This is a genomic window from Corynebacterium sp. TAE3-ERU16 (assembly GCF_019209935.1).
In the GTDB taxonomy this organism is placed as follows: Bacteria; Actinomycetota; Actinomycetes; order Mycobacteriales; family Mycobacteriaceae; genus Corynebacterium; species Corynebacterium antarcticum.
The window spans coordinates 90,347-113,359 of sequence record NZ_JAHUTN010000009.1 but is presented as its reverse complement, the minus strand read 5'-3'; the positions used below and the strand labels follow the sequence as shown (position 1 = coordinate 113,359).

Here is a 23,013-nt window from a genome sequence, read left to right as displayed (position 1 = left end):
CCCGATCCGGGGGTGCCCGACGGGCGGTGGTGATCCGGGTGCCGGGCACAATGGGGCAATGGCCAACAGACTCCGCGGCAGCGACAGCACGTATCTCCTCCAGCACGCCGGCGATCCCGTCGACTGGTGGCCGTTCGGACCCGAGGCCTTCGCCGAGGCCGCCCGGCGCGACGTGCCGGTCCTCGTGTCGATCGGCTACGCCGCATGCCACTGGTGCCACGTGATGGCCCGCGAGTCCTTCTCTGATCCGGGGATCGCGGAGCTGCTCAACCAGCACGTGGTGTGTGTGAAGGTCGACCGGGAGCAGTGCCCCGACATAGACGCGCTCTACATGCAGGCCACCATCGCGTTGTCCGGCCACGGTGGGTGGCCGATGACCGTGTTCACCGATCCGGAGGGGCGACCGTTCTACGCCGACACCTACGTACCACCGGAGGATCGACCGGGGCGCCCCGGTCTCCCGCGCCTCATCCGGGCCGTGGACGAAACCTGGCGCAACCGGCGTGGTGAGGTCGTCGACATGGGGGAGAAGGTCCGCGGAATGATGGAGCTGCACTCCGCACCCGTGCGCCCGGTCCCCACCGTCGACGGGATCTTCGACCGGGTGACGTCCGCGCTCCGGGACGCGGAGGATCCGGTGCACGGCGGATTCGGTGGTGCCCCGAAGTTCCCGCCCTCCGCCACCCTCCTCGGACTCACCAGGCGGGCGGAGCGGACCGGGAATGACCGTGTGCACGCCCTGGTCGGCAGGACCGTCGAGTCCATGGTCCGCGGTGGGATCTTCGATCAGATCGGCGGAGGATTCGCCCGCTATACGGTGGATGCGGCATGGCGGACGCCCCACTTCGAGAAGATGCTCGACGACAACGCCCTGCTCCTTCGTTCCCTGTCGGCGCACGCGCACGCGACCGGTGACACGCTCGCGGCCCGGGCGGCGCGGCAGACCGCAGAGTTCCTCTGTTCCCGGCTCCGCCGCGAAGACGGGCTGTTCGCCACGTCACTCGACGCGGACACCGAAGGAGTGGAGGGGGCGACCTACCGCTACACGCGGGAGCGTGTGTCCACCGCGCTCGGGCCGGGGGCCGAGGCGGACGTGGACTGGATCTGTTCCGTACTCGGGATCGACGAGGCCGACGCCGAGGCGGGTGGTTCAGTTCCGGGTCTGCGCCGCGACCCGGAGGACCTGGGACGGTTCCTGCGGATCCGGGATCGCCTCGCCGAGGCCCGGGACCGGGACCCGCAGCCGGGGCGGGATGAGACCGCCACCACCGCGGGAACCGCGATGGTCGTGACCGCCCTCACGGAGGCCGCCGACCTCCTGTCGGGACAGAACGTCTCCGCGGTTCGCGGCTCGGCCGCGGACGCACTCCGGGCTCTCGACCGCCTGCACCGGGCACCCGACGGTGTTCTCCTGCGGTTCCGGAACGGCAGCCACGCGTCGCTCGCCGACCTGGCGTGGCTCGGCGTCGCCGCAGCACGCACCGCAGCAGCGGCTTCCTGCGCCGGCGATACGGACACCACGACCGACTGTCTCCGCATCCTCCGGGATGCGCTGGGACAGATCGAGGACCGGCACGCCGATCCGGACAATCCGGGCACCTACTTCGACAGTGGAACGGCGATACCGGTGCTCGGACTCCGCGCCCGTGGCCCCTTCGACACGGCGGTCCCCGCCGGTGTCGCGGTGGCCGGCGAGGCCTTCCTCACCGGGGCGGCCGTCGTCAGCGCCACCGGGGACACGGACACCGCCGACCGTTGGGCGGACCGGGCCCGGGAGATCCTCGCGGTGCACGGGGAGGTGGCCGGTGCACGTCCACTGCAGGCGGGTGGCTGGCTCTGCCTGGGCGAGATCGCGGCCGCGGGTCCGACGCGTGCAGTGGTCACCCACCCGGCGCCGGACGCCCTCGGGCGACTGCGCCCGCAACTCGACTCTGCCGCGGTCATCCTCGGCGCGGGCAGTGGCTGCTTCGAAGTCGAGGGCCCGGAGCCCGGTGACGGTCCGGCCGTTCAGATCTGCCGCGACGGGGCCTGTGGCCGGGTCGTTCCCCTGTGATGGTTGGATGGAGTACATGATCAGCGTCAGTGACTTCATCCACGCATCCCCGAGCTCGTACCACGCGGCGGATCAGGTCCGGCGGGAGCTGACCGCCGCCGGATTCACCCGACAGGCCGAGGCCGATTCATGGGATGCGGCCCCCGGTGGACACGTGATGGTCCGGGGCGGTGCCGTCATGGCCTGGTACGTCCCCGAGGGGGCGGGACCGGACTCGGGATTCCGCATCGTCGGAGCGCACACCGACTCACCCGGGTTGAAGCTCAAGTCGATTCCGGACGCCGGAACCGCCGGCTGGCGGCAGGCGGCCTGCGAGGTGTACGGCGGCCCGGTCCTGTCCACGCTGTTCGACCGCGAGCTCCGGCTCGCCGGACGGGTCATCACCGCGGACGGCACACGGCACCTGGTGGACACCGGCCCGTTGCTCCGCGTCCCGAACCTCGCGATCCATCTCGACCCGAAGGTGAATAAGGGTTTCGAGTACGACCCGCAGCGCCACCTCTATCCGGTCCTCGGCGCCGGTGACCCCCGGGAAACCGTGCTCGAGACCGTCGCCCGCCTGGCGGGAATCGACGGGGAGGTCATCGCCCACGATCTGATCACCTGCGACACCCAGGCCCCTGAGCTCTTCGGGGCCGAGCGGGACCTCCTGGCCGCGCCCCGTCTGGACAACCTGTCCAGCGTCTGGCCCGCCACCGCAGCGCTGATCGAAGCCGTGCGCGACGGGGCAGCGGACCGGCAGAACGACATCCTCGTCCTGGCGGCCTTCGACTACGAGGAGGTCGGTTCCGGCGCGGTGACCGGCGCGGGCGGACCCATCCTGCAGAACGTCCTCGAGCGCACCGCCGAAGCGCTCGGTGCCACCGGCATCGACGGCAGGGCGAGGATGTACGCCCGTTCCTCCTGCATCTCCGCGGACGCCGCACACTCCGTGCACCCGAATTTCGCCGACCGGCACGATCCCGTCAACCGCCCGCTCGCCGGTCTCGGCCCGGCTCTCAAGGTGAACGCGAAGCAGCGGTACGCGACCGACGCCGAGTCCGCGGCCCTCTGGCACCGGATCTGCTCCGCCGCCGAAGCACCCAACCAGGTGTTCGTCTCCGGCAACCACGTACCCTGTGGAACGACCATCGGGCCCATCACGGCGACACGCCTGGGTATCACCACACTCGACACAGGTGTACCCATCCTCTCCATGCACTCCGCACGGGAGATGGCCGCCACCCGGGACATCGATACGCTCGCACAGATCCTCGGCGCCTACTACGCCGGCGCCTGACAGACCGCCCCCACGACCAGACGAGACACGAACGAGAGACACCCATGGCCTATTCCGGACCCTTCCAGGCGGGAGACCGCGTCCAGCTCACCGACGCGAAACGCCGCCACTTCACGATCGTCCTCAAGGAAGGGGAGAGTTTCTTCACCCACAAGGGCGGCATCGCACACGACGACATCATCGGCCAGCACGAGGGCACCGTGGTGGAATCCTCCCAGGGGGGCCTCTACCTCTGCTTCCGGCACCTGATGGTCGACCATGTTCTGTCGATGCCCCGGGGCGCCGCGGTCATCTACCCGAAGGACTCCGCCCAGATCCTCATCGAGGGAGACATCTTCCCCGGTGCCCGGGTTCTCGAGGCCGGGGCCGGATCCGGTGCCCTGTCGATGACCCTGCTGCGGGCGATCGGTGAGTCCGGCGAACTGATCTCCTACGAGATCCGGCAGGACCACCTCGACTACGCGGAGTCGAACGTCGACGAGTTCTTCGGCGGGCGGCCCGCCACGTGGTCCCCCCGACTGGGTGACCTGAAGGAGGTCACCGTGGACGACATCGGTGGCCCGGTCGACCGCATAATCCTCGACATGCTCGAACCGTGGGAGTGCCTCGACGCGGTCCGCGGACTCCTGCTGCCCGGCGGGGTGTTCATGACGTACGTGGCCACCGTCCCGCAGCTGATGAAGGTGATGGAGGGGATCCGCGCACAGGGGTGCTTCACCGAGCCGCGCGCCTGGGAGTCCCTCGTCCGGGACTGGAAGGTCGAGGGACTGGCCACCAGACCGGAACACCGGATGAACGCCCACACCGCGTTCCTCGTCTGGGCGAGACGCCTCGCGGACGGCACCGTCGCGCCCCGACCGCAGCGCCGCGCCAGGAAGTGACGCGACCCGACGACAAAGCGTGGGGATCAACCGGCCCGGCCTTCGGGCGGGCCCGCCCCGTTGGTCTAGATTGGAATTCCATGAGCACCTCCGCCGACACCCCCGATTCGGAAGACACCACCGCCGACGTTGCCGGGCAGACGATTCCCGCGCCGCGCTCCGCGGCTGACGTGAACCGGGACCTCGCGACGCAGCTACGGCGCGCCCGCCGGGACAACCGGGAACTGGCGACCCGCAACACCAAGCTCGTCGAGCTGCTCACCGCCTCCCGGCGCAAACTGGCCACCCTCAATGAGCAGCTGGAACAACTCGCGGCACCACCGTCCACGTACGGCACCTATCTCGAGGCGACTCCGGGCATGGAGGAGACCTGCGCCGAGGTCTTCACCTCGAACAGGCGCATGCGCCTGGCCGTCAGTCCACTCATCGACCGCTCTGAACTCGTCCCAGGGGTGCGGGTGCGGCTCGGGGAGGGGGCCCAGGTCGTCGAGGTGTGCGGCTTCGACGACTCCGGCGAGATGGCGGGCGTCACCGAGGTCCTGGACGACAACCGCGCCCTCGTCGTCGACACCACCGGTGAAGAGCGGCTCATGCGGCTCGCCGGCCCGCTGCTGACCGGTGAAAAGCCCCCGCGCCCGGGTGACACGTTGCTCATCGACCCACGCGCAGGTTACGCCTTCGAGGTGATCCCGAAGACCGAGGTCGCGAAACTCGCGCTCGAGGAGGTACCGGACGTCACCTGGTCGGACATCGGGGGACTGGACGACCAGATCACCCGCATCAGGGACGCCGTGGAGCTCCCCTTCACCCATCCCGAGCTCTACCGCGCCTACAGCCTACGGGCGCCCAAGGGGGTCCTGCTCTACGGTCCGCCCGGCTGCGGCAAGACCCTCATCGCCAAGGCGGTGGCCAATTCACTGTCTGAACGGATCGGCGACGGCTCCCGCTCGTACTTCATCAACGTCAAGGGGCCCGAACTCCTGAACAAGTACGTCGGCGAATCGGAGCGCCAGATCCGGCTCATCTTCGAACGAGCCCGGGAACTCGCGGGCGAGGGGCGCCCCGTCATCGTCTTCTTCGACGAGATGGAGTCCATCTTCCGTACCCGGGGAACCGGTGTGTCCTCCGACATGGAGACCACGGTCGTTCCGCAGCTGCTCGCCGAGCTCGACGGTGTCGAGAGCCTGTCCAACGTCATCGTCATCGGTGCGACGAACCGCGAGGAACTCATCGATCCGGCGATCCTCCGACCAGGTCGTCTCGACGTCAAGATCCGCGTACGACGCCCCGACCGGGCCGGGGCGAGAGAGATCTTCCACCGGCTGCTCCACGAGAATGTGCCCGTGGCCGGGGACCCGGAGGAACTCATCGACAACGCGGCGGAGTACCTGTTCCGCCCACGCCCCTTCGTGGAACTCACGTATCTCGACGGCGGCACCCAGGTCCTCCACTACCACGACTTCATCTCCGGGGCGATGATCGCGAACATCGTCGACCGGGCGAAGAAGGAGGCGATCAAGGACCATCTGGCAGGCAGGACGAACGGCATCACCGACGAACACCTCGCCCGCGCCATCGACGCCGAGAACATGGAGAACGAGGATCTCCCGAACACCTCGAACCCGGACGCCTGGTCCCGCATCACGGGACGCCCCGGCGCCCGGGTCACCGGGGTCCGTGTCCTCGAGACGAATGCCTGATCCGGGTCTTTGCACGCCACGTCAGAAAGAGACACACCATGTCGCGTTTCATCGGTTCCGAGACCGAGTACGGAATCTCCACACCCGACGATCCGACGGCAAGTCCGATCGTCACCTCCACCCACACGGTCCTCGCCTACGCGGTGGCCACCGGAGCGTCGCTGCGCCGGACCCGGTGGAACTTCGGTGAGGAGTCCCCGTTGAGGGACGCCCGGGGTTTCGATCTCCGCAGGTTCCGTACTGCCCCGGTCATCGACCCCAACACCGTCGGTGTCGCCAACGTGATCACCTCGTCCGGTGCCAGGTTCTACGTCGATCACGCCCACCCCGAGTACTCCGCCCCGGAGACCTCCGACGCAATGCAGGCGATGATCTACGACGTCGCCGGCGACCTCGTGATGAACCGCGCGGTCGATGCGGTCCACCAGTACACCGCCCGCGGTGAGAGCGTCATCGAGGGGCAGCCCCCGTGCCCCGCACTCAAGGTCTACAAGAACAACGTGGACGGGAAGGGGGCCAGCTACGGGAGTCACGAGAACTACCGCTGGAACCGGTCCACGGACTTCGACGTCCTGACCCGCGCCATCATCCCGTTCTTCGTCACCCGGCAGGTACTGATCGGCGCCGGGCGCGTCGGGCTGGGGGAACGGGGTGAGTCGCCGGGATTCCAGATCAGTCAGAGAGCCGACTACATCGAACAGACCGTGTCACTCGAGACGACCCTCAACAGGGGGATCGTCAACACCCGCGACGAGCCGCACGCGGACGCCGACCGGTGGGGCCGGCTCCACGTCATCATCGGTGACGCCAACATGTCCCAGACGTCGAACCTGCTCAAGTTCGGTCTCACGTCGCTGGTGCTCGACGCGATCGAGGCCGGAGAGGACTTCTCCGACCTCGAAATCGCGGACCCTGTGGCTGCGGTGAAGCAGGTGTCCCGGGATCTCGACTGCCGGAAGACCCTCCGGCTGTCGGACGGCCGTGAGCTGCGGGCCACCGCGATCCTCCGGGAGTACCTCGCCCGGTGCCGCCCAGTCAGTGACACGGACCGTCTCGTGCTACGCACGGCAGAGGAGCTCCTCGACGATCTCGACGTGGACCCGCTACGCACCGCCGACAGGCTCGACTGGACGGCCAAGTGGTCACTCATCCGGCGGTTCACCGACCGCGGTCTCGGTATCGGGCACCCCAAGATCGCGCTGGTGGATCTGCAGTACGCGGACATCGATCCGGCCCGCGGTCTCCATCACGCACTGGTCCGGCGGGGCAGCATGCGCAGTCTCGTCGATCCGGAGATGATCGAGACCGCGGCTCTCACGCCACCTGACGACACCCGTGCGTTCTTCCGCGGCGAGATCATGCGCCGCTGGCCCGACCAGGTTCTCGCGGCGAGCTGGGACACCGTGGTCGTGGTCGGGGACCGGGTCACCGGTCACCACCGGCTGCGGATGCCGGAGCTGGATTGCCTGACCCGGGAGAACTGCGGTGAACTCGTGGACCGGGCCACCGACGCCGCTGATCTGCTCCGCCTCGTGGATGAGCGCAAACTGGCACCGGTCGATCTCATCGGCGGTCCCGGCCGTTGATCCGGTGAATGGCAGGGGCCCGGCACCGGGATGTGTATCCGGTGCCGGGCCCCTGCCGGTTCTGCCTAGCGGTGGAAGATGCTCACGTTGAAGAAGTGGAACAAGCTCACGATGAGGGAGAGTATCCCACCGAACGACGCGAGAGCCAGCAGGCTGATGCCACCGAATCCGGTGAACAGACCCGCCAGGAAGCCCTTTCCGTCGCTACCGTCCGGAGTCGGTGCCGGGGTGGACGTCGAGGTCGGTGCCGGGGTGGACGTCGAGGTCGGTGCCGGGCTGGACGTCGACGTCGGTGCTGCCGCGCTGACCTTCACGGTCAGGTCGACGGTTTCGTCGCTGCCGTCACTGAACGAGACCTTCACCGAGATGGTTGTCTCACCTGCGGCTGTGTCCGCCGAGGGGGCGTAGGTGACGGCGCCGGTCTTCGCGTCGATCGATGCGCCGTCGGGAGTGTCGATGAGACTGAACTCGGTTCCCTCCGGTGCTGCCGCAGCTTCGCGTTCGGTGGTCGTCGTCTCGTCGAAGACGATGCCGGCGGAGGTGACGGACTCACCGGCGGTCACCTCGAGGGTGTCGTCCTCGAAGTAGGCGTCCACGGAATCCGCGGTGCTCTTCGAGTCCGGCTTGTCCGGCGTATGCCCCATGTTCACCACGGCGATGTCCGGGTTGTACTGGCCTTCGGCCCCGGGGAGCTCGAGGCGCTGGAGACCCGCGTAATCGACGTACTCGATCTCACGACGATCGACGATGAACACATCGTTGCCGATCATGACGGTCGCGAGCGGCAGGTTCTTCTCGGTGCCCTTCATGTTGCCGGAGAGTGACGCCTCCTCGAGGACGGTACCCGTGGCCGGGTCGACGACCATGAAGTAGTTCTTCGCGGACGCCACCAGAGCCTGGCCCTCCGAGTTGAAGGTCATGCCCGCGATGGAGACGAGCTTCTCCGGTTCTTCGGCATGGTACGGCATGGTGAACTCGCCGTTCTCGTACTTCAGGAACGCGACATTGGAATTGCTGTAGTCGTTGTAGATCCCGATGTTCGTGCCGTCCGTGGCGACGCCTCGGAAGCTGTGGCTGCGGTCCGCGATCGCCGGTGTGAACGCTTCGACCAGCGAGGCCTTCGCACCGTCGGAGGCCGGGGTGATGTGGACGGGGAGGGCACCCGATACCGAACCGTCCTGCCGGGGAACGGAGTGATCGTAGACGTAGAGATAGGTGCCGTCATTGAGTGCGCGGAGGCCCGAGGTCGAACCGAAGACGTAGGGCGAGCCGTAAACCTCGTTGTAGTGCTGCTCGGGGTCGACATCGGGGTACAGCGCGGTGGCATCCGGGAGTTCCACCGTGGTCGTGGTGCCGTCGGAGGCGATCGTCGTGAAACTGGCGGGGTAGTCGTCGACGGAGTCCTCGGGTTTGGGCAGCAGGTGCAGGACACCGAGTGTCCCGTCGGACGAGTCCCGTGAGAATCCCGAGACACTCCCTTCAATGGTCGCGATCTCCGTGGCGGCACCGAGACCGGAGGAGGACACGGTCGCACTGCGGATGACCGCCGTCGCGGGATCCTGTTTCTGCTCCACCCAGTAGAGGGTGTTCGTCGCGGAGTCGAATGCGGTGTCGGTCGCGTTGGTCGTCACGAACTGGAAGGTGTCGGAGACCGTGTCCAGATCGTGGGAGACGACGACGCCCTTGCCCGTACCGTACTCGTTCGTCACGTAGAGCACCGATCCGTCGGACAGGCCGTAGAGCCGTTCGGAGTAACCTGCCTTGACCGGGAGTTGGATGCTCTCGGCGAGGGAGTAACCGGCGTCGCCGGACCCGCTCAGCTCGGTTTTGCCCGGGTAGGAGAAGGACAGCGAGCTGATGTAGGGGTTTGAGTTGTAGAAGTTCGAGAAGGCCTTCTGACCGTCTTCGAGCAGTGATCCCGCGACACTCTTCCAGGTGGTGGTATCGGTCTGGTTGTTGTAGCGGCCGGCCTTGAAGTCGAGTTTCGCGAACGCCACCTCTTCGACTCCCAGCCATTCGCCGGTCAGGTAGACCCGGGAGTTCACGGTCGCGTAGAGAGTTCCGCTGCCCTTAGCTGCATCGAAGACGATCTTCGGGTCGGCGACGGTGAGATCCAGCTGACAGCCACCGCGCACGGGTTCGTCGCCCTCGCAGTACTTCATGTAGTTGACTGTTCCTCCGTACTGGACGACGGTGTTGCCTTCCGCGTCGGAGCCGGTGGACTTGTACGGCCAGAGGAACGTTCCGTCGACGAGTTCCGCACCGTCGAACAGATGGGTCGCCCCACCGGTGTAGTTGTTGAATGAGTCCCGGATCTCCCACTCGAGGGCGGGCGTCGAGTCCGCGTATTCCTGGGTGACGCCGGGACGCGGGGTGATGCCTATGGTGTCGTCGACGCCGGCGATCGCGGGAGCCGCGACACCGAGGCTGACTGAGATTGCGGTCACCGTGGCGAGCCCGATGCGGGTGAGTCGGCCGGAGTTGGTTCTGGGCACTGATGGGTCCTTAGGGGATCTGGTGTTCGGATTCGGCCACCGGTTGGAGTATCTTCCGGAATTTCGGGGTGATTTCACCGGTGATTGGTGACAACACTAACAGAGGTTAGGCGGTCCTCACCATCACTTTTGCAGCAGCCTAAACGCGGGAGAATTACGGAGAGCCGTCACCGATACCTTCCACCGGCCGGCCGGACGTCCGATGGGTGGGATCGGCGGCCCGAGTAGGTAGTCACCCATCAACCGAACGGTTGATTTTCCGGGTCACCGGTCCCGGGAAATACGGTCCATGACGAGGCCCGACACCGGGCCGGACCTCTCGAACGGGAAGGGCCCTTTCGGCGGATCGGGCCGGTGACGTGACCGGCTCTCAGCCGGGAAGAGAAAGAACCCGGGCGCGGTTCCGGTCCCCTGTGGTCGGGGACACGGACCGGGCCCGGGTCGTTTCGATCATTGTCCGGACCCGGATGGGTCACGGCCCATGATCATCTGTGTCAGCGGCTACCGAAGGACGGCGTGAGGCGGAGACCACCGAACACGTGTGCCGTGAGGAAGTGGATGATCGACGCGAAGATGCTGAACAGTGAACCCACCGTCATCAACCCCACGATTCCACCGGTGAGCAGCCCCAGCAGCGACGGGAGGGCGGACGGGGTTGGGGTCTCCTGCTCGGCGCCCTTCACCTCGAAGAGGATGGTTGCCTCATCCTCGGTTCCGTCCGCGTAGGTCACGGTGACCATGGCCTGGACGGTCGCGTCCTCCGCGTCCTCCGCGGCTTCGTAGGTGACGACGCCTGTGGTGGCGTCGATGGAGAAGCCGGCGTCCGGGGTCCCGGAGAACCTGAATGTCGTTCCGTCCGGAGCGGAGCCGGTTTCGACCGCGTCTGTGTCGGTCATGTCGAAGCCGGGTGCGACTGCCGCGGATTCGCCGGCTTCGACCTCGCCGTTCGCGTACACCGGGGTGTACATGGCGTTGTCATCGGTCTGCTGCTCGGCGGCGGATACGAGGAACACCGCGATCGCGGAATCGGTTGAGCCGTCCGAGTACTCGGCGTTCACGGAGAACGCGACGTTCTTCGTCTCCGTGTCAGCGGACGGGGTGTAGGTGATGACACCGGTTTCGGAATCGATCACAGCCCCCTCGGGGTTGCCGGCGGCGAGCTCGAAGGTGGTGCCGTCGGGGATATCGCCCTTCTCGATGTCGTCGGTGTCGGCCTTGTCGGCGAAAGGCGTGGAGGTGACACTCTCACCGGCGGTGACATCCGTGTTCGGGTAGAACAGGTTGTACATGGAGCTGGTCTCCGGGTCCGGGGTGGCCACCTCGTTGACCTTGACCAGTCCGGTGCCGGGCCTCGGGGCCGAGGTTCCGTCACCGTAGGTCGCCTGGACGTGGAAGAAGAAGCTCTGTCCGGCTTGTTCCCCGGTGGGGGTGAAGGTGACGACACCGGTGTCCTCATCGAGGGTCATGCCGACCGGTCGTGCTTCATCATCCTTGTCGACGAACTTGAAGGTCGTGCCCTCCGGCATGTCGACGATGGTGTAGGGGCTGTTCGTCGCCGCTTCGGGAGTCACCACCGCTTCCTCGCCGGGATCCACGATGACGGTGCTGTAGTAGACGTAGATCTCGCTCTCGGTGGGCTCGTCCTTCTTCACGTTGATGACCGGACCGGTCTGCTGAGTCGTGCCGCTGGGGAAGGTGACCTCGATCCGCGGGTAGATGGTCTGCTCATCGGCGTCGGCCGGAGCCGCGTAGGTGATGGTTCCCGTCGCGGCGTCGATGCTGACCCCGGCGATGTCCTCGATGAGCCTGAAACTGAAGTCCTCGGGGATGTCCTTCTTCTCGCTGCCGGATTCGATTCCGCCGAGCTTCGGCGTGGTCGTGGCCGTCTCACCGGGTGCGACGGTTACGGAATCCGGGTACCAGACCTGTTCGGTGTAGGTCGGTGTGGCCGCTTCGGCCTTGAGTGAGACGCCGGTGAGCTGGGTGCTCGTGTCGGCGAATGTCACCCGGATCTTGACGTTCTCGACGTCGTCGGTCGCCGCGGTCGGGCTGTAGGTCACGACACCGGTGTTCTCGTCGATCGACGCGCCCTCCGGAACGTCGCCCTCGAAGACGAAGGTGGCGGAGGGGACGTCCTTGTCCCCGTCATCGGTGACGAACGTCGGTGAAACGGTTCCGGTTTCGCCGGCGGTGACGGTGAGAGCGTCCTTGCCGTAGAACACCTTGCCGGTGTCCGCGACCGGGTCGGCCGCGGCGGTCACCTTGAAGGTCACGGTGTACTCGTCGGTGGTGGTGTCCGGGTAGTAGACCCGGACCGTCACCATGACATCGGTATCCACCTGGGATTCGACGGCTTCGAGAGTGACTGATCCGTCAACACCGACAGTCGCCCCCCGAACGTTCTCCGCGATGCCGAATTCCGTACCGACAGGTGCGGAATCGGTCTCGGTGGCGTCGGTGGCGACCATGTCGAAGGTCGGTGCCGGAGCGACAGCGGGGGTACCGACGGTGGCCGCTACAACCGTGCCGTCGACCATGGGCTCGTAGCTGGTCTCATCGTCGTACTCGCCGACGGTGACGCGCCCGACGCTCGAATCGCCCGTCGTTCCCGACATCGTCTTGGTGATCGTCGCGAGCTTGGTGTGGTTGTCCCCGTAGCCGGAACCATCCTGGGGGATCGTGACGATCAGCTTGTCGCCCGACGAGATGAGGTTGTTGTAGTCGGTGTTGCTGTACTTGAAGATCTCGGTCGCCTCGTCCAGGACCACGCTGTCCTGGACGGTTCCGTCCACTGCGCTCAACGCGGTGAGTGTCTTGTTCGCGGAGCTGAGGATGTAGAGGGAATCGCCGTCAGTGCCGACTCCGCCGATGATCTCGAACTCGGCGGCGGCGGTGTTGGTGTAGATCGGGGTCAGTTCGCCGTCGGCGTAGCGGTAGAAACCGACGACGGTGTGCTTGTTCGCGTCGGACTCCTTCCGGGCGTTGTAGAAGGCGACGATGTCGCCGTTCGCGTAGATGCCCCGGACGACCTGGAAGTCCGCGAAGAGATCGGCCGCGCCGGTCAGGAGCGACGCCTTGACGTCCGCCTTCGGCGTGATGTGGATCGGGGTCGCACCCTTTCCTTCAGTGACCTCGTAGTCATGGTTGAAGATCCATGTCCCGTCGGGGAGAGCGTCGAGACTGCGGTCATCACCGAAGGACAGACCGTAGGCCTCATCGCTGTAGTACTCGCCGCTGTCGTCGATCTCCGGGTAGAGGTCCTTGGCCGAAGGTAGTTCTGTGACCGTCTTCTCTCCGGAGGGTGTGATCTCGACGATGCGCGCGTAAGTGGGCTCCGTGTTGTACTTGGGGACGAGAACGACACCGAGGGTGCCGTCGGCCTGCCGGGCGAAGCCGGTCACGTGTCCGGTTTCACCGAGCTGAGCGAACTCGGCGATAGCGGTGACGTTTCCGTCGTCACCGAGCACGCCGGTCTTGATGAAGTTGTTGTCGTCGATCCAGTACAGGGTTTTCGTGGCGGTGTCCGCGACGACCATGATGCTCTCGATGCCGGTCACGGAGACGCTCTCGGAGTGTTCTGCGTTGAACAGTGCAGCGTCGATCCCGTAGTGGTCGGCGATCTGGAGTACGGTTCCGTCGTCGAACTCGATCGTCTCCATCATGTCGCCGACGCTCAGATCGGACTTGGCGGCGGAGTACTTCTCGACGGAGATCTCGATGCCCTGCTTCGCCTCGGTTTCACCGGGGTAGGTGAACTCGACGTTCTCGAGTGCTCCGGTGCCGAGGAAGGCGTTGTCGGCCGCTGCGTCGGTGGCGGTGGCTGCGACATCGACCCAGGTGGTGTCGGTGTCGCTGTTGATGAACCGGGCGCCGGAGAAGTCGAGTGCGGCGAGTTCGACGGTCTCGGGGCCGAACCACTCGGCGCCGTCCCTGGTCGAGTGGACGGTGGCGGAGACGGAGCTCGTGCCGTCGGGGTCCACGGTGACGACCGGATCGGTGAGGGTCACATCGACCTTGCAGGTGCCCCGGGACGGATCTGCGTCATCCTCGCACTCACCGAGGATCGTGACGGATCCGGTGTAGCTGACGGTCTTCGCCGCGTCGTCCTTGGAGACGTAGGGGAACACGAACTGCTTCGCTTCGGCGTCGTAGCGAGCGCCGTCGGCGGCCTCGTAGGAAGTCGCCTTCCCGCGGAACACCTCGTTGATGCCCCAGTGGAGTGCGTCCGTGTCGGCGGTGTAGACCTGCCTGGCACCTTCGGTGGCTTCCACCCCCTTGGTGTAGGTGGCGTCAGCGAGTGCGACACCGACCGGACTGATGGGGGAGAGGGTGAGGGAGAGACATGCGATCGCTGCCACTCCCGCCCGGGACATGCGGCGAGTTGATTGAGCCATTCAGATTTTCCTTATGTTTTGCTTCACGTATCCGTGAAGGGGAGATCGGTCTGATCGTGAGAGCGATCCACCATGCGGCGGTCTCCGCCCTCATCGATATACCTGCACTTGCGGTCAGCAGGGTTTTCACCTGCATATTTACTGGGTCCGGACGGTACCGGACCGGTTTCCCCCCAGTCGGACCAGCTTAGGTGGGGCTTACCAGCAGATAATCTAACACAGATTGGGTTAAGCTTGCCTAATGTTTGACGGGGGTAAAAACCCAACCGCCACACAGTCCCCATTAAGCTTTCGCCGGCACAACCGACCGGTTTCAGGCCCAGTCAGATCCCCAGACAGCGGGGTCCACAGCCGAACGGAACACCGTCGGGCCCCCGGTGACACGGCCCGGCAGGCCTTCGGGACGGATGTATCCGTTCGTGGCTACAGTTGAATCCGTAACGTACGCATGTCGTCCTTCCGGCCCAGCCCGGGAGGTGCCCGACGACCCGGTGTCAGGTACGCGCCGAAGGAGAGGAAGACAATGGCAAGCAATCCGTCCATTCACGCCGGTGGAGGTCGTGGTCGCGGTGATGACGATTCCGGCGACCAGGGTCTGGTGCAGTCGCAGATAGACACCCACGGAACTGACGACCTGCTCGACGAGATCGACGGTCTCCTCGAATCCAACGCCGAGGAGTTCGTCCGGTCCTACGTGCAGAAGGGTGGACAGTAGCCACCATGACCCAATCGGCAGCGGGAGCCCTGACCGAAAGAATCATGGGCGTCGAGACCGAGTACGGAATCTCCTGCACCCTGCCGGGCGGCGGCAGAATGATCCCGGACGAGCTCGCGCGCCAGATGTTCCGGCCGGTGGTCGACGAGCACGCGAGCTCGAACATCTTCACCTCATCGGCCGCCCGCCTGTATCTCGATGTCGGCTCGCATCCCGAATGGGCGACCGCGGAGTGCCGCTCGATCACGCAGTTGCTCAATCATGAGCGCGCGGGCGACCGGGCCATCGATGAGCTCGCCCTGCAGGTCGAGCGCGGCCTCGACCCTGGCTCACGCGTCTACGTATTCAAGAACAACGTCGATTCCATCGGAAACTCCTACGGATGCCACGAGAACTATCTCGTGCGACGTGAGCTGTCGCTGAAGAAGCTGGGCCTGGCGCTGGTCCCGTTCCTCATCACCCGTCAGCTGATCGCCGGAGCCGGGAAGATGTACCGGCCTTTTCCGGGCAGTCCCAGTGAGCGGTACGGGACGGGGTTCTGCGTCTCACAGCGTGCCGATCACGTCTGGGAGGGAGTGTCCTCGGCGACCACCCGGTCACGGCCGATGATCAACACCCGCGATGAACCGCACGCGGACTCGGAGAGATTCCGTCGCCTGCACGTGATCGTCGGTGACTCTTCGATGGCGGAACCGACGTTCGCCCTGAAGATCGGCTCTGCACTCCTCGTGCTCGAGATGATCGAGGCCGGGTTCCCCCTGCCCGAGGTCGAACTCGCCAACGACACCTCGACCATCCGCGACATCGCGCGTGACACCCGCGGCCGCACCGAGATACCGCTCTCCGGCGGAGGGACCGTCACGGCGCTCGAACTCCAGGAGCGCTACTGCACGGCCGCAGCGAGGTGGTTGGAGATCCGCGAGCCCGCGGACGGTGGAACGCCACCGGAGGAACTCGCCCGCATCGTCGATCTCTGGCGACGGATGCTCACCGCTCTGGACACCGGTGATTTCTCAACGGTGGACACCGAGATCGACTGGGTGATCAAGCACAAGCTGATCTCCCGCTACCGGGAGCGTCACGGTATCGAACTCGATCACCCGAAACTCGCGCAGATCGATCTCACCTACCACGATGTCCGCCCCGGCAGGGGCCTGTACTCCACGCTGGTGGACCGGGGAATGATCTCCAGATGGACCACCGACGAGGCCATCAACGCGGCAGCCGACACGCCTCCGCAGGACACCCGCGCCGCTCTGCGCGGTAGATTCCTCGACCACGCGCGGGCGGTCGGTGCCCCGGTGACCGTCGACTGGATGCGTCTACGGGTCAACCGGCCCGAGCCGCAGGTGGTGCAGCTCGGCGATCCGTTCGCCGCGACGGATTCCCGGGTCGACGAGCTCCTCGCCTACATGGACGCCCACGCCGCCGACTACCGGCAGACGCCATGACCCGGAAGGACGAGGCCCTGGAGCGGCTGATCAACCTCACGTTCGCGTTTCTCGACGCCGAACAGAACGGTGGACGGAGGCTGCTCACCGCGGCCTGGGTGAGGGACAACGTGGCCGGGTACGCCGACCGTGGCGAGGACGCCTCCCGCCGCATGTTCAACCGTGACCTCGGGGTCCTGCGGGCGGCCGGTGTGCCGGTCGAGATCGTCGCCAACCCCGACGATCCCGGGCAGACCGGCTACCGGCTCCAGTCCGAGGAATACTCCCTGCCGGAGGTGAGCTTCACTCCCGCGGAGGCCACCGTACTGGCGCTCGCCGGAGACATGGGGCTGGGACGGCGGCTCGCGGCGTTCGCGCAGTCGGGTTGGACGAAGCTCGCGGCGGCGGGCGCCTCCAGGGAGCTGGGAACCGTCCCGGTCGTCAGCGTGCTCAACGACACGGCACATCTCGGGCCACAGACCCTCGACACCATCCTCGGGGCCTGCCGGAACCGACGCCGCATCCGATTCACCTACACACGCGGACCCGTCGATGAGGCGGTCACCCGCTCGATGGATCCGTGGGGTCTGGTCAGCCACCGGGACCGGCTGTACATCGTCGGACACGACGCCGACCGGGACGCGGTGCGCAGTTTCCGGATCACCAGAATCAGCGACATCAGGGAGTCGGGCCCCGCCACCCACCCGAATCCGGGCGGGGTGGATCTGCAGGATCTCGTGGCCCGGTCCCTGAGACGCGGTCATGATGTGGTCGACGTCCGGTTCCGGACGGCACCCGGGTGCGCGGGAGAGTTGACCAGAGCCGCGGAGCTCCGCGAGGACGGGGTTCACGTCCTGCGGAACGTCGAGCGCGACTGGTTCATCCGCACCGCTGCCGCACACGCACCTCAGGTCGTCGTGACTGAGCCGGAGGACATACGGTCGGCGGTCATCGAGACGCTGTCCCGCGTCGCCGCGGGGCACGCCACCGAGAACGGGGACCCGCATGAGTAGTCGCGACAACCGACCCGGGGGAGGGAACCGGCTCGGAGATCTCGTACGGATGCTGAACCTGCTGCCCTACTTCGAGGCGCACCCCGGACGATCGATCATGGAGGCAGCCGGTGACCTCGGTTACGCTCCGCAACAGATCATGGACGACCTCAACCGGTTGTGGTGCTGCGGTCTGCCCGGAATGGGGCCGGGGGACCTCGTCGATCTGGACCATTCCTATCCGTCGGTGCGGGTCACCAACAGCCAGGGAATGGACCGGCCCCTCCGCCTCACACCGACGGAGGCCGGTGCCCTTCTCCTCGCGCTGGAGTCCCTCGAGAACGTCGGCGGCCTCACCGACCGGGACGCCGTGGTCAGTGCGGCGGCGAAGCTCCGCAGCATCGTCCCCGACAGCACGGCGGCGGTCGTCGACTCGGTCGTGACCGCCAGCTTCCGGTCGGCGACGTCCCCGGTTCTCGAGATCATCCGGGAGGCACTGGACAACCGGACCATCCTCAACTTCGGGTACTACAGTGCCGCCAGCGACACAACGACACGCCGTCGGGCCGTTCCCGCACGTGTGTTCACCAGAGAGGGAAACACCTATCTCTCGGCCTGGGACACCTCGGCCGGAACACACCGCACGTTCCGGGTGGACAGGATGGACGAGGTGTCCATGACCGGCGAAGCCGGAGACCCGCATCTCGGGGAGCTGAACTTCGACTCCGAGGATCCCTTCTCCTTCACCGCGGTTTCCCGCCACGCCGATGTCCGGATCCGCGGGGATGCCGTCTGGCTCGCCGATTACGTTCCTCTCGAGCTGGATCCGGAGGCGCAACCCGCCGACGGTTTTTATCCGGGACGCATGCCGGTCTCCTCCCGCGACTGGTTCGTCCGGTTCATTCTGGGTCAGGGTGGTCGTGTGCTCGTGGACGGTCCCGCGGAGCTCGTCTCTGAGGTGTCGGAACGCGCCCTCGCCGGTCTCGCGGCGTATCATCGCTAGGAAAGGAGAGCCCCCCGCTCCCTCACCCGCTCGTATGAAAGGCTGTCTCCATGACCCCAGGACCCCTTGAACTGGCCATCATCGCCGTCGTCGTGCTGGTGCTGTTCGGCTGGAAGAAACTCCCGGACGCCGCACGCTCCATCGGTCGATCGATGCGTATCTTCAAATCCGAGGTCAAGGAGATGAAGAACGACGATCAGATGGCGGACAACGCCCCCTCCGGACAGACCCCCGGGAACGTAGTCCCCGAGCCACGGGAACTGACCCAGAACCCCCAGGCCCCGCAGTACCCGCAGCAGGGTTACGGCGCCCCGAATCCGCAGGCCAACCTCCAGCAGCCCCCGACTCCCGCTCCCGGGTACCAGCAGCCGCAGGGCTACCAGACCCCGCAGGGCTACCAGCAGCCCATGCCACCCGGATACCAGCAGCCGAACCCGAATGATCCCCGGCAGCGGTAGCCATCCCGAGTGAACACGCGGGCGTTCCCACGCCCGCCTGACCTGACGCACCGGGATCCCGGTGCGTCGAACACGGAGCGGAACACCAATCTCCATGAGCACACCCACCCCGAAGAAGCGGCTCATTCCCCGACGCGGGCGCAACTCGGCGCGTTCGAGTGACGGGACGATGACCCTGGTCGAACACATCAAGGAGCTCCGTCGTCGGCTGATCATCTCCCTGATCGCGCTCGCCGTGGGAACGGTGCTGGGCGTGATCTGGTTCGAGCACTCCGTCTTCGGTCTGCCCACCCTGGGTTATCTCCTCCGCGAGCCCTACTGCAGGCTCCCTGCCGAGGTGCGTGCCGACTTCTCCGCTGACGGCAGCTGTCGACTGCTCGCGACCGGACCCTTCGAGATGTTCGGCCTCCGGTTCAAGGTCGGTGGCCTGGCCGGTCTCGTCTTCGCGTCGCCGGTGTGGCTGAGCCAGCTGTGGTTGTTCATCACGCCCGGCCTGCACAAGAACGAGCGTCGTTCGACCGCGATCTTCGTGACGGTGGCGGTCCTCCTCTTCGTGCTCGGAGCTCTCCTCGCGTACTGGGTCATCAGCTTCGGACTGGAGTTTCTGCTGACGTTCGCCAGCGAGTCCTCGACGACCGCTCTGAACGGCAAGCTCTACTTCAGTTTCCTCATCGGCCTGCTGCTGATCTTCGGGGTCAGTTTCGAGGTTCCGTTGATCATCGGGATGCTCAACATCATCGGGGTGGTGACCTATGAGCAGCTGAAGGACAAGCGACGTATCATCATCTTCTTCATTTTCTGCTTCGCGGCCCCCATCACCCCCGGTCAGGAACCGATGAGCATGGTCTCTCTGGCGATCGCCCTGACCCTGCTCGTGGAGATGTCGATCCAGTTCTGCCGCTTCAACGACCGTCGCCGCGACCGGGAACGCCCCGAGTGGGCGGACCTGGACGACGATGAAGCCTCGCCTCTGTACGCCCCGGGCGCCGATCCGCGCAGCGGTGGACCAGTCCGCGGCTCGGGGCCGGTGGCGTCCTCCGGACCCCTGCATCCCCCCGCCGAACCGCCCGCCCCAAGGCAGGGTTTCGACAGCCACGACGGTAGCGGATTCGACGACGTTCTCTGACCCCTGATCGGGTGCGGGGGCGACGTCCACCGTCGTGGGGCCGCCGGTACGGGCCCGGGTAGCGTGGTACCCATGACGGACACCGCCACACACCTCGACGAGTTCACCGCCCGACTCGATTTCCCCCTCGACGACTTCCAGATCCGGGGTTGCCGGGCCGTCGAGGAGGACCGGGGTGTGCTCGTCTGCGCGCCGACAGGTGCCGGCAAGACGATCGTGGGGGAGTTCGCGGTGTCCCTCGCGCTGTCCAGGGGCACCAAGTGCTTCTACACCACCCCGATCAAGGCGTTGTCCAACCAGAAGTTCCATGACCTCGTGGAGGTCCACGGTGAGGAGTCCGTCGGGCTGCTCACCGGGGATGTCTCGGTGAACGCCACCGCGGAGATCGTCGTCATGACGACGGAGGTGCTCCGCAACATGATCTACGCCGGTTCCCCTGCACTGGACCGGCTGAGCCATGTGGTGATGGACGAGATCCACTATCTGGCGGACAGGTCCCGGGGCCCGGTCTGGGAGGAGGTCATCCTCAACCTGGATGAGTCCGTACGGATCATCGGTCTGTCGGCGACGGTGTCGAATTCCGAGGAGTTCGGTGCGTGGTTGCGGACCGTCCGTGGTGACGTCGAGGTCATAGTCTCCGAGCACCGACCGGTGCCCCTGGATCAGTGGATGCTGCTCGGCAAGAAGCTCTACCCCCTGTTCGAACCCGGCAGCGGTGGTGAGGTCAACCGTGAGCTGGAGAAGCACGTCCAACGGCTGAACTCCGCGGAGATGGAACGCGGTTCGCAGGCGTATTCGGGGGGAGGCGGTTTCCGGGCCAGGAGCGGAGGACGCGGGGAGGACCGACGGGACCGGAGGCACGGTGGCCACCGTTCCGGCAGACCACGGGAGACTGGGGCGCCACGCCCGATGGGGCGTCCGGAGGTCCTGCAGGTCCTGCAGGGCAGGAACATGCTGCCGGCCATAACGTTCATCTTCTCCCGGGCCGGGTGTGACGGGGCGCTGCACCAGTGTCTGGGTTCCCGGCTGACTCTCACGACCGAGGAGGAGGCGAGGGAGATCGGCCGTATCGTCGACGCCGGGGTCTCCGACATCCCGGAGGTCGACCTGGAGGTGCTCCGGTTCCGCCAGTGGCGGGCCGCCCTGACCCGTGGCTTCGCGGCGCACCACGCGGGTATGCTGCCGGCGTTCCGGCACATCGTGGAGGAACTGTTCACCAGGGGACTGGTCCGGGCGGTCTTCGCCACGGAGACCCTCGCCCTCGGCATCAACATGCCGGCCCGTTCGGTGGTCCTCGAGAAACTGGTCAAGTACAACGGTGAGGCGCACGTTGACCTCACCCCGGGCGAGTACACGCAGCTGACCGGTCGCGCGGGACGTCGTGGAATCGACACGATGGGCAACGCGGTGGTGCAGTATGCGCCCGCCGTCGACCCGCGGGCGGTGGCCGGTCTGGCATCCACCCGCACCTATCCGCTGATCTCCACGTTCCAGCCCGGCTACAACATGAGCGTGAACCTCATCCGCACCATCGGCTACGGCCCGGCGCACCGACTTCTGGAGAAGTCCTTCGCCCAGTTCCAGGCGGACGGATCCGTCGTCGACGAGGTCCGGGAGATCGAACGCGCGGAACGGAAGGTGGCGGACCTCCGCGACCAACTCCAGAGGGCCGTGACCGAGGCGAATCCGCCGTCGACGGACGGGGACCCGGTCGGTGAGTTCCTCGACTACATCCGGATCAGGACCGAGTTGTCGAAGAAGGAGAAGAAGGCGCGCCGCCGCCATCTCGAGGACCGGCACACCGAGACCGTCGTCGCACTGCGGAAACTCCAGATCGGGGACGTCATCGCGCTGCCCACCAAGAAGCGCCCGATGCTCGCGGTCGTCGTGACGCCGGCGCCCGACTCGAAGAACCCGCGCCCCTGGATCATCACCGAGACCGGGTGGTCGGGCCGGGTGAATGCGGAGTCCTTCGCCGTCGCACCGCAGATCGTCGGCCACATGTCGCTCGGCAAGGACGTGCAACGCAAACCCAGGAGGAATGCACGGGTCGTTGTGCAGCAGTTCCGTCGCGGCGACTATCCGCGGCCGAAACGGCTGAGGCACGAGACCAGGATCAGGGACAACGACGAGGTCAGGGAACTCCGGGCGGCACTGCGGGCCCATCCGGCACACGACTGGGCGGACCGGGAGCTGCTAGCCAGGACCGCGGAGAAGCTGGTCCGTCGGCAACGCGACCTGGACCGTCTCACCTCCCGGGTGTCGGCGGCGACCGACACCCTCGGCCGCACCTTCGACCGGATCGTCGATCTCCTCGCGGAGATGGACTATCTCGAGTTCGTCACCGGCGACGACGACCCGGAGCCCACCCCCGTGATCACCGAGGAGGGCGAGCGCCTCGCGCAGATCCACAACGAATCTGATCTGCTCGTCGCGCAGTGCCTGCGCCGGGGAATCTGGAACGATCTCGATCCCGCCGAACTCGCCGGAGTCGTCAGCATGTGCACGTTCCAGAACCGGCGGGAGGTTCGCGGCGGATCCCCGGACGGAGCGACCGACCGGATGGCGACAGCGATGAATGCCACGATGCGGATCCACGGTGAGCTGGTCTTCGATGAGCAACGACACAACCTTCCGGTCACCCGGGAACCGGAGGCGGGGTTCGCGCTCGCGATCCACCAGTGGACCGCCGGTGCGCCGATGGGATACTGCATGGCAGCGGCCGCGGAATCCGGCGCGGAGCTCACCCCGGGTGATTTCGTCCGGTGGTGCCGGCAGGTGATCGACCTGCTCGAACAGGTGGCGAAGACGGCCTACACCAACGAGGTGAAGCACAACGCGCGGGCCGCGATCGACGCGATCAGGCGCGGTGTGGTGGCGCTCGGTTCGTGACCCGGTCGG

At 66.4% G+C, this 23,013-nt stretch carries 14 protein-coding genes; 12 read left to right on the top strand and 2 right to left on the bottom strand.

Annotated features, from left to right (window positions below; genetic code table 11):
* Nucleotides 1–58 precede the first annotated feature (58 nt).
* From KRX55_RS09930 to dop, 5 genes are all read left to right on the top strand, one after another.
* On the top strand, nt 59–2,053 hold the full coding sequence (locus KRX55_RS09930) for a thioredoxin domain-containing protein (protein WP_218407572.1): 1,995 nt from the start codon (nt 59–61) through the stop codon (nt 2,051–2,053).
* Nucleotides 2,054–2,069: 16 nt separating this feature from the next.
* The gene (locus tag KRX55_RS09925; protein WP_255567746.1) at nt 2,070–3,332 is read left to right on the top strand and encodes a M18 family aminopeptidase; all 1,263 of its coding nucleotides are present in this window, start codon (nt 2,070–2,072) and stop codon (nt 3,330–3,332) included.
* 44 nt (nt 3,333–3,376) lie between these two features.
* Nucleotides 3,377–4,213: a tRNA (adenine-N1)-methyltransferase gene (locus KRX55_RS09920; protein ID WP_200257495.1), complete on the top strand. Its 837-nt coding sequence runs from the start codon at nt 3,377–3,379 to the stop codon at nt 4,211–4,213.
* An 80-nt stretch (nt 4,214–4,293) separates the two neighbouring features.
* Nucleotides 4,294–5,913: a proteasome ATPase gene (gene arc / locus KRX55_RS09915; RefSeq protein WP_218407570.1), complete on the top strand. Its 1,620-nt coding sequence runs from the start codon at nt 4,294–4,296 to the stop codon at nt 5,911–5,913.
* 38 nt (nt 5,914–5,951) lie between these two features.
* A complete protein-coding gene (gene dop, locus KRX55_RS09910) occupies nt 5,952–7,499 on the top strand; it encodes a depupylase/deamidase Dop (RefSeq protein WP_218407569.1) in 1,548 nt (515 codons plus the stop codon).
* Between the two features lie 65 nt (nt 7,500–7,564).
* On the opposite strand, the gene KRX55_RS12080 is transcribed toward dop, so the two are convergent.
* Nucleotides 7,565–9,994, bottom strand: a complete 2,430-nt coding sequence (locus KRX55_RS12080; protein ID WP_218407568.1) for an HtaA domain-containing protein — start codon at nt 9,992–9,994, stop codon at nt 7,565–7,567.
* Between the two features lie 494 nt (nt 9,995–10,488).
* Complete coding sequence (locus KRX55_RS09900) at nt 10,489–14,388, bottom strand: Rib/alpha-like domain-containing protein (RefSeq protein WP_218407567.1); 3,900 nt, start codon at nt 14,386–14,388, stop codon at nt 10,489–10,491.
* Nucleotides 14,389–14,911: 523 nt separating this feature from the next.
* Between KRX55_RS09900 and KRX55_RS09895 the strand changes: the two genes are divergently transcribed.
* From KRX55_RS09895 to KRX55_RS09865, 7 genes are all read left to right on the top strand, one after another.
* Nucleotides 14,912–15,103 (top strand): ubiquitin-like protein Pup, encoded by a 192-nt coding sequence (locus KRX55_RS09895; RefSeq protein WP_218407566.1) that lies wholly within the window; start codon nt 14,912–14,914, stop codon nt 15,101–15,103.
* A gap of 5 nt (nt 15,104–15,108) precedes the next feature.
* Nucleotides 15,109–16,554, top strand: coding sequence for a Pup--protein ligase (gene pafA / locus KRX55_RS09890; protein WP_218407565.1), 1,446 nt, complete (start codon nt 15,109–15,111; stop codon nt 16,552–16,554).
* On the top strand, nt 16,551–17,546 hold the full coding sequence (locus tag KRX55_RS09885) for a helix-turn-helix transcriptional regulator (RefSeq protein ID WP_218407564.1): 996 nt from the start codon (nt 16,551–16,553) through the stop codon (nt 17,544–17,546). The genes pafA and KRX55_RS09885 overlap by 4 nt, the downstream gene beginning before the upstream one ends.
* Complete coding sequence (locus KRX55_RS09880) at nt 17,539–18,528, top strand: helix-turn-helix transcriptional regulator (protein WP_218407563.1); 990 nt, start codon at nt 17,539–17,541, stop codon at nt 18,526–18,528. The genes KRX55_RS09885 and KRX55_RS09880 overlap by 8 nt, the downstream gene beginning before the upstream one ends.
* 50 nt (nt 18,529–18,578) lie before the next feature.
* On the top strand, nt 18,579–18,986 hold the full coding sequence (gene tatA / locus KRX55_RS09875) for a Sec-independent protein translocase subunit TatA (protein ID WP_218407562.1): 408 nt from the start codon (nt 18,579–18,581) through the stop codon (nt 18,984–18,986).
* A gap of 94 nt (nt 18,987–19,080) precedes the next feature.
* A complete protein-coding gene (gene tatC / locus KRX55_RS09870; protein ID WP_370625821.1) occupies nt 19,081–20,112 on the top strand; it encodes a twin-arginine translocase subunit TatC in 1,032 nt (343 codons plus the stop codon).
* 72 nt (nt 20,113–20,184) lie between these two features.
* The gene (locus KRX55_RS09865; protein WP_218407561.1) at nt 20,185–23,004 is read left to right on the top strand and encodes a DEAD/DEAH box helicase; all 2,820 of its coding nucleotides are present in this window, start codon (nt 20,185–20,187) and stop codon (nt 23,002–23,004) included.
* Nucleotides 23,005–23,013 lie beyond the last annotated feature (9 nt).

Bases quoted from the DNA above. Each gene is read 5' to 3' on its own strand.
- KRX55_RS09900 (WP_218407567.1), bottom strand. From the start codon at position 14,388: ATGGCTCAATCAACTCGCCGCATGTCCCGGGCGGGAGTGGCAGCGATC.
- dop (WP_218407569.1), top strand. From the start codon at position 5,952: ATGTCGCGTTTCATCGGTTCCGAGACCGAGTACGGAATCTCCACACCC.
- arc (WP_218407570.1), top strand. From the start codon at position 4,294: ATGAGCACCTCCGCCGACACCCCCGATTCGGAAGACACCACCGCCGAC.
- KRX55_RS09920 (WP_200257495.1), top strand. From the start codon at position 3,377: ATGGCCTATTCCGGACCCTTCCAGGCGGGAGACCGCGTCCAGCTCACC.
- tatA (WP_218407562.1), top strand. From the start codon at position 18,579: ATGACCCCAGGACCCCTTGAACTGGCCATCATCGCCGTCGTCGTGCTG.
- KRX55_RS09865 (WP_218407561.1), top strand. From the start codon at position 20,185: ATGACGGACACCGCCACACACCTCGACGAGTTCACCGCCCGACTCGAT.
- KRX55_RS09880 (WP_218407563.1), top strand. From the start codon at position 17,539: ATGAGTAGTCGCGACAACCGACCCGGGGGAGGGAACCGGCTCGGAGAT.
- KRX55_RS09925 (WP_255567746.1), top strand. From the start codon at position 2,070: ATGATCAGCGTCAGTGACTTCATCCACGCATCCCCGAGCTCGTACCAC.
- pafA (WP_218407565.1), top strand. From the start codon at position 15,109: ATGACCCAATCGGCAGCGGGAGCCCTGACCGAAAGAATCATGGGCGTC.
- KRX55_RS09885 (WP_218407564.1), top strand. From the start codon at position 16,551: ATGACCCGGAAGGACGAGGCCCTGGAGCGGCTGATCAACCTCACGTTC.
- KRX55_RS09930 (WP_218407572.1), top strand. From the start codon at position 59: ATGGCCAACAGACTCCGCGGCAGCGACAGCACGTATCTCCTCCAGCAC.
- KRX55_RS09895 (WP_218407566.1), top strand. From the start codon at position 14,912: ATGGCAAGCAATCCGTCCATTCACGCCGGTGGAGGTCGTGGTCGCGGT.
- tatC (WP_370625821.1), top strand. From the start codon at position 19,081: ATGAGCACACCCACCCCGAAGAAGCGGCTCATTCCCCGACGCGGGCGC.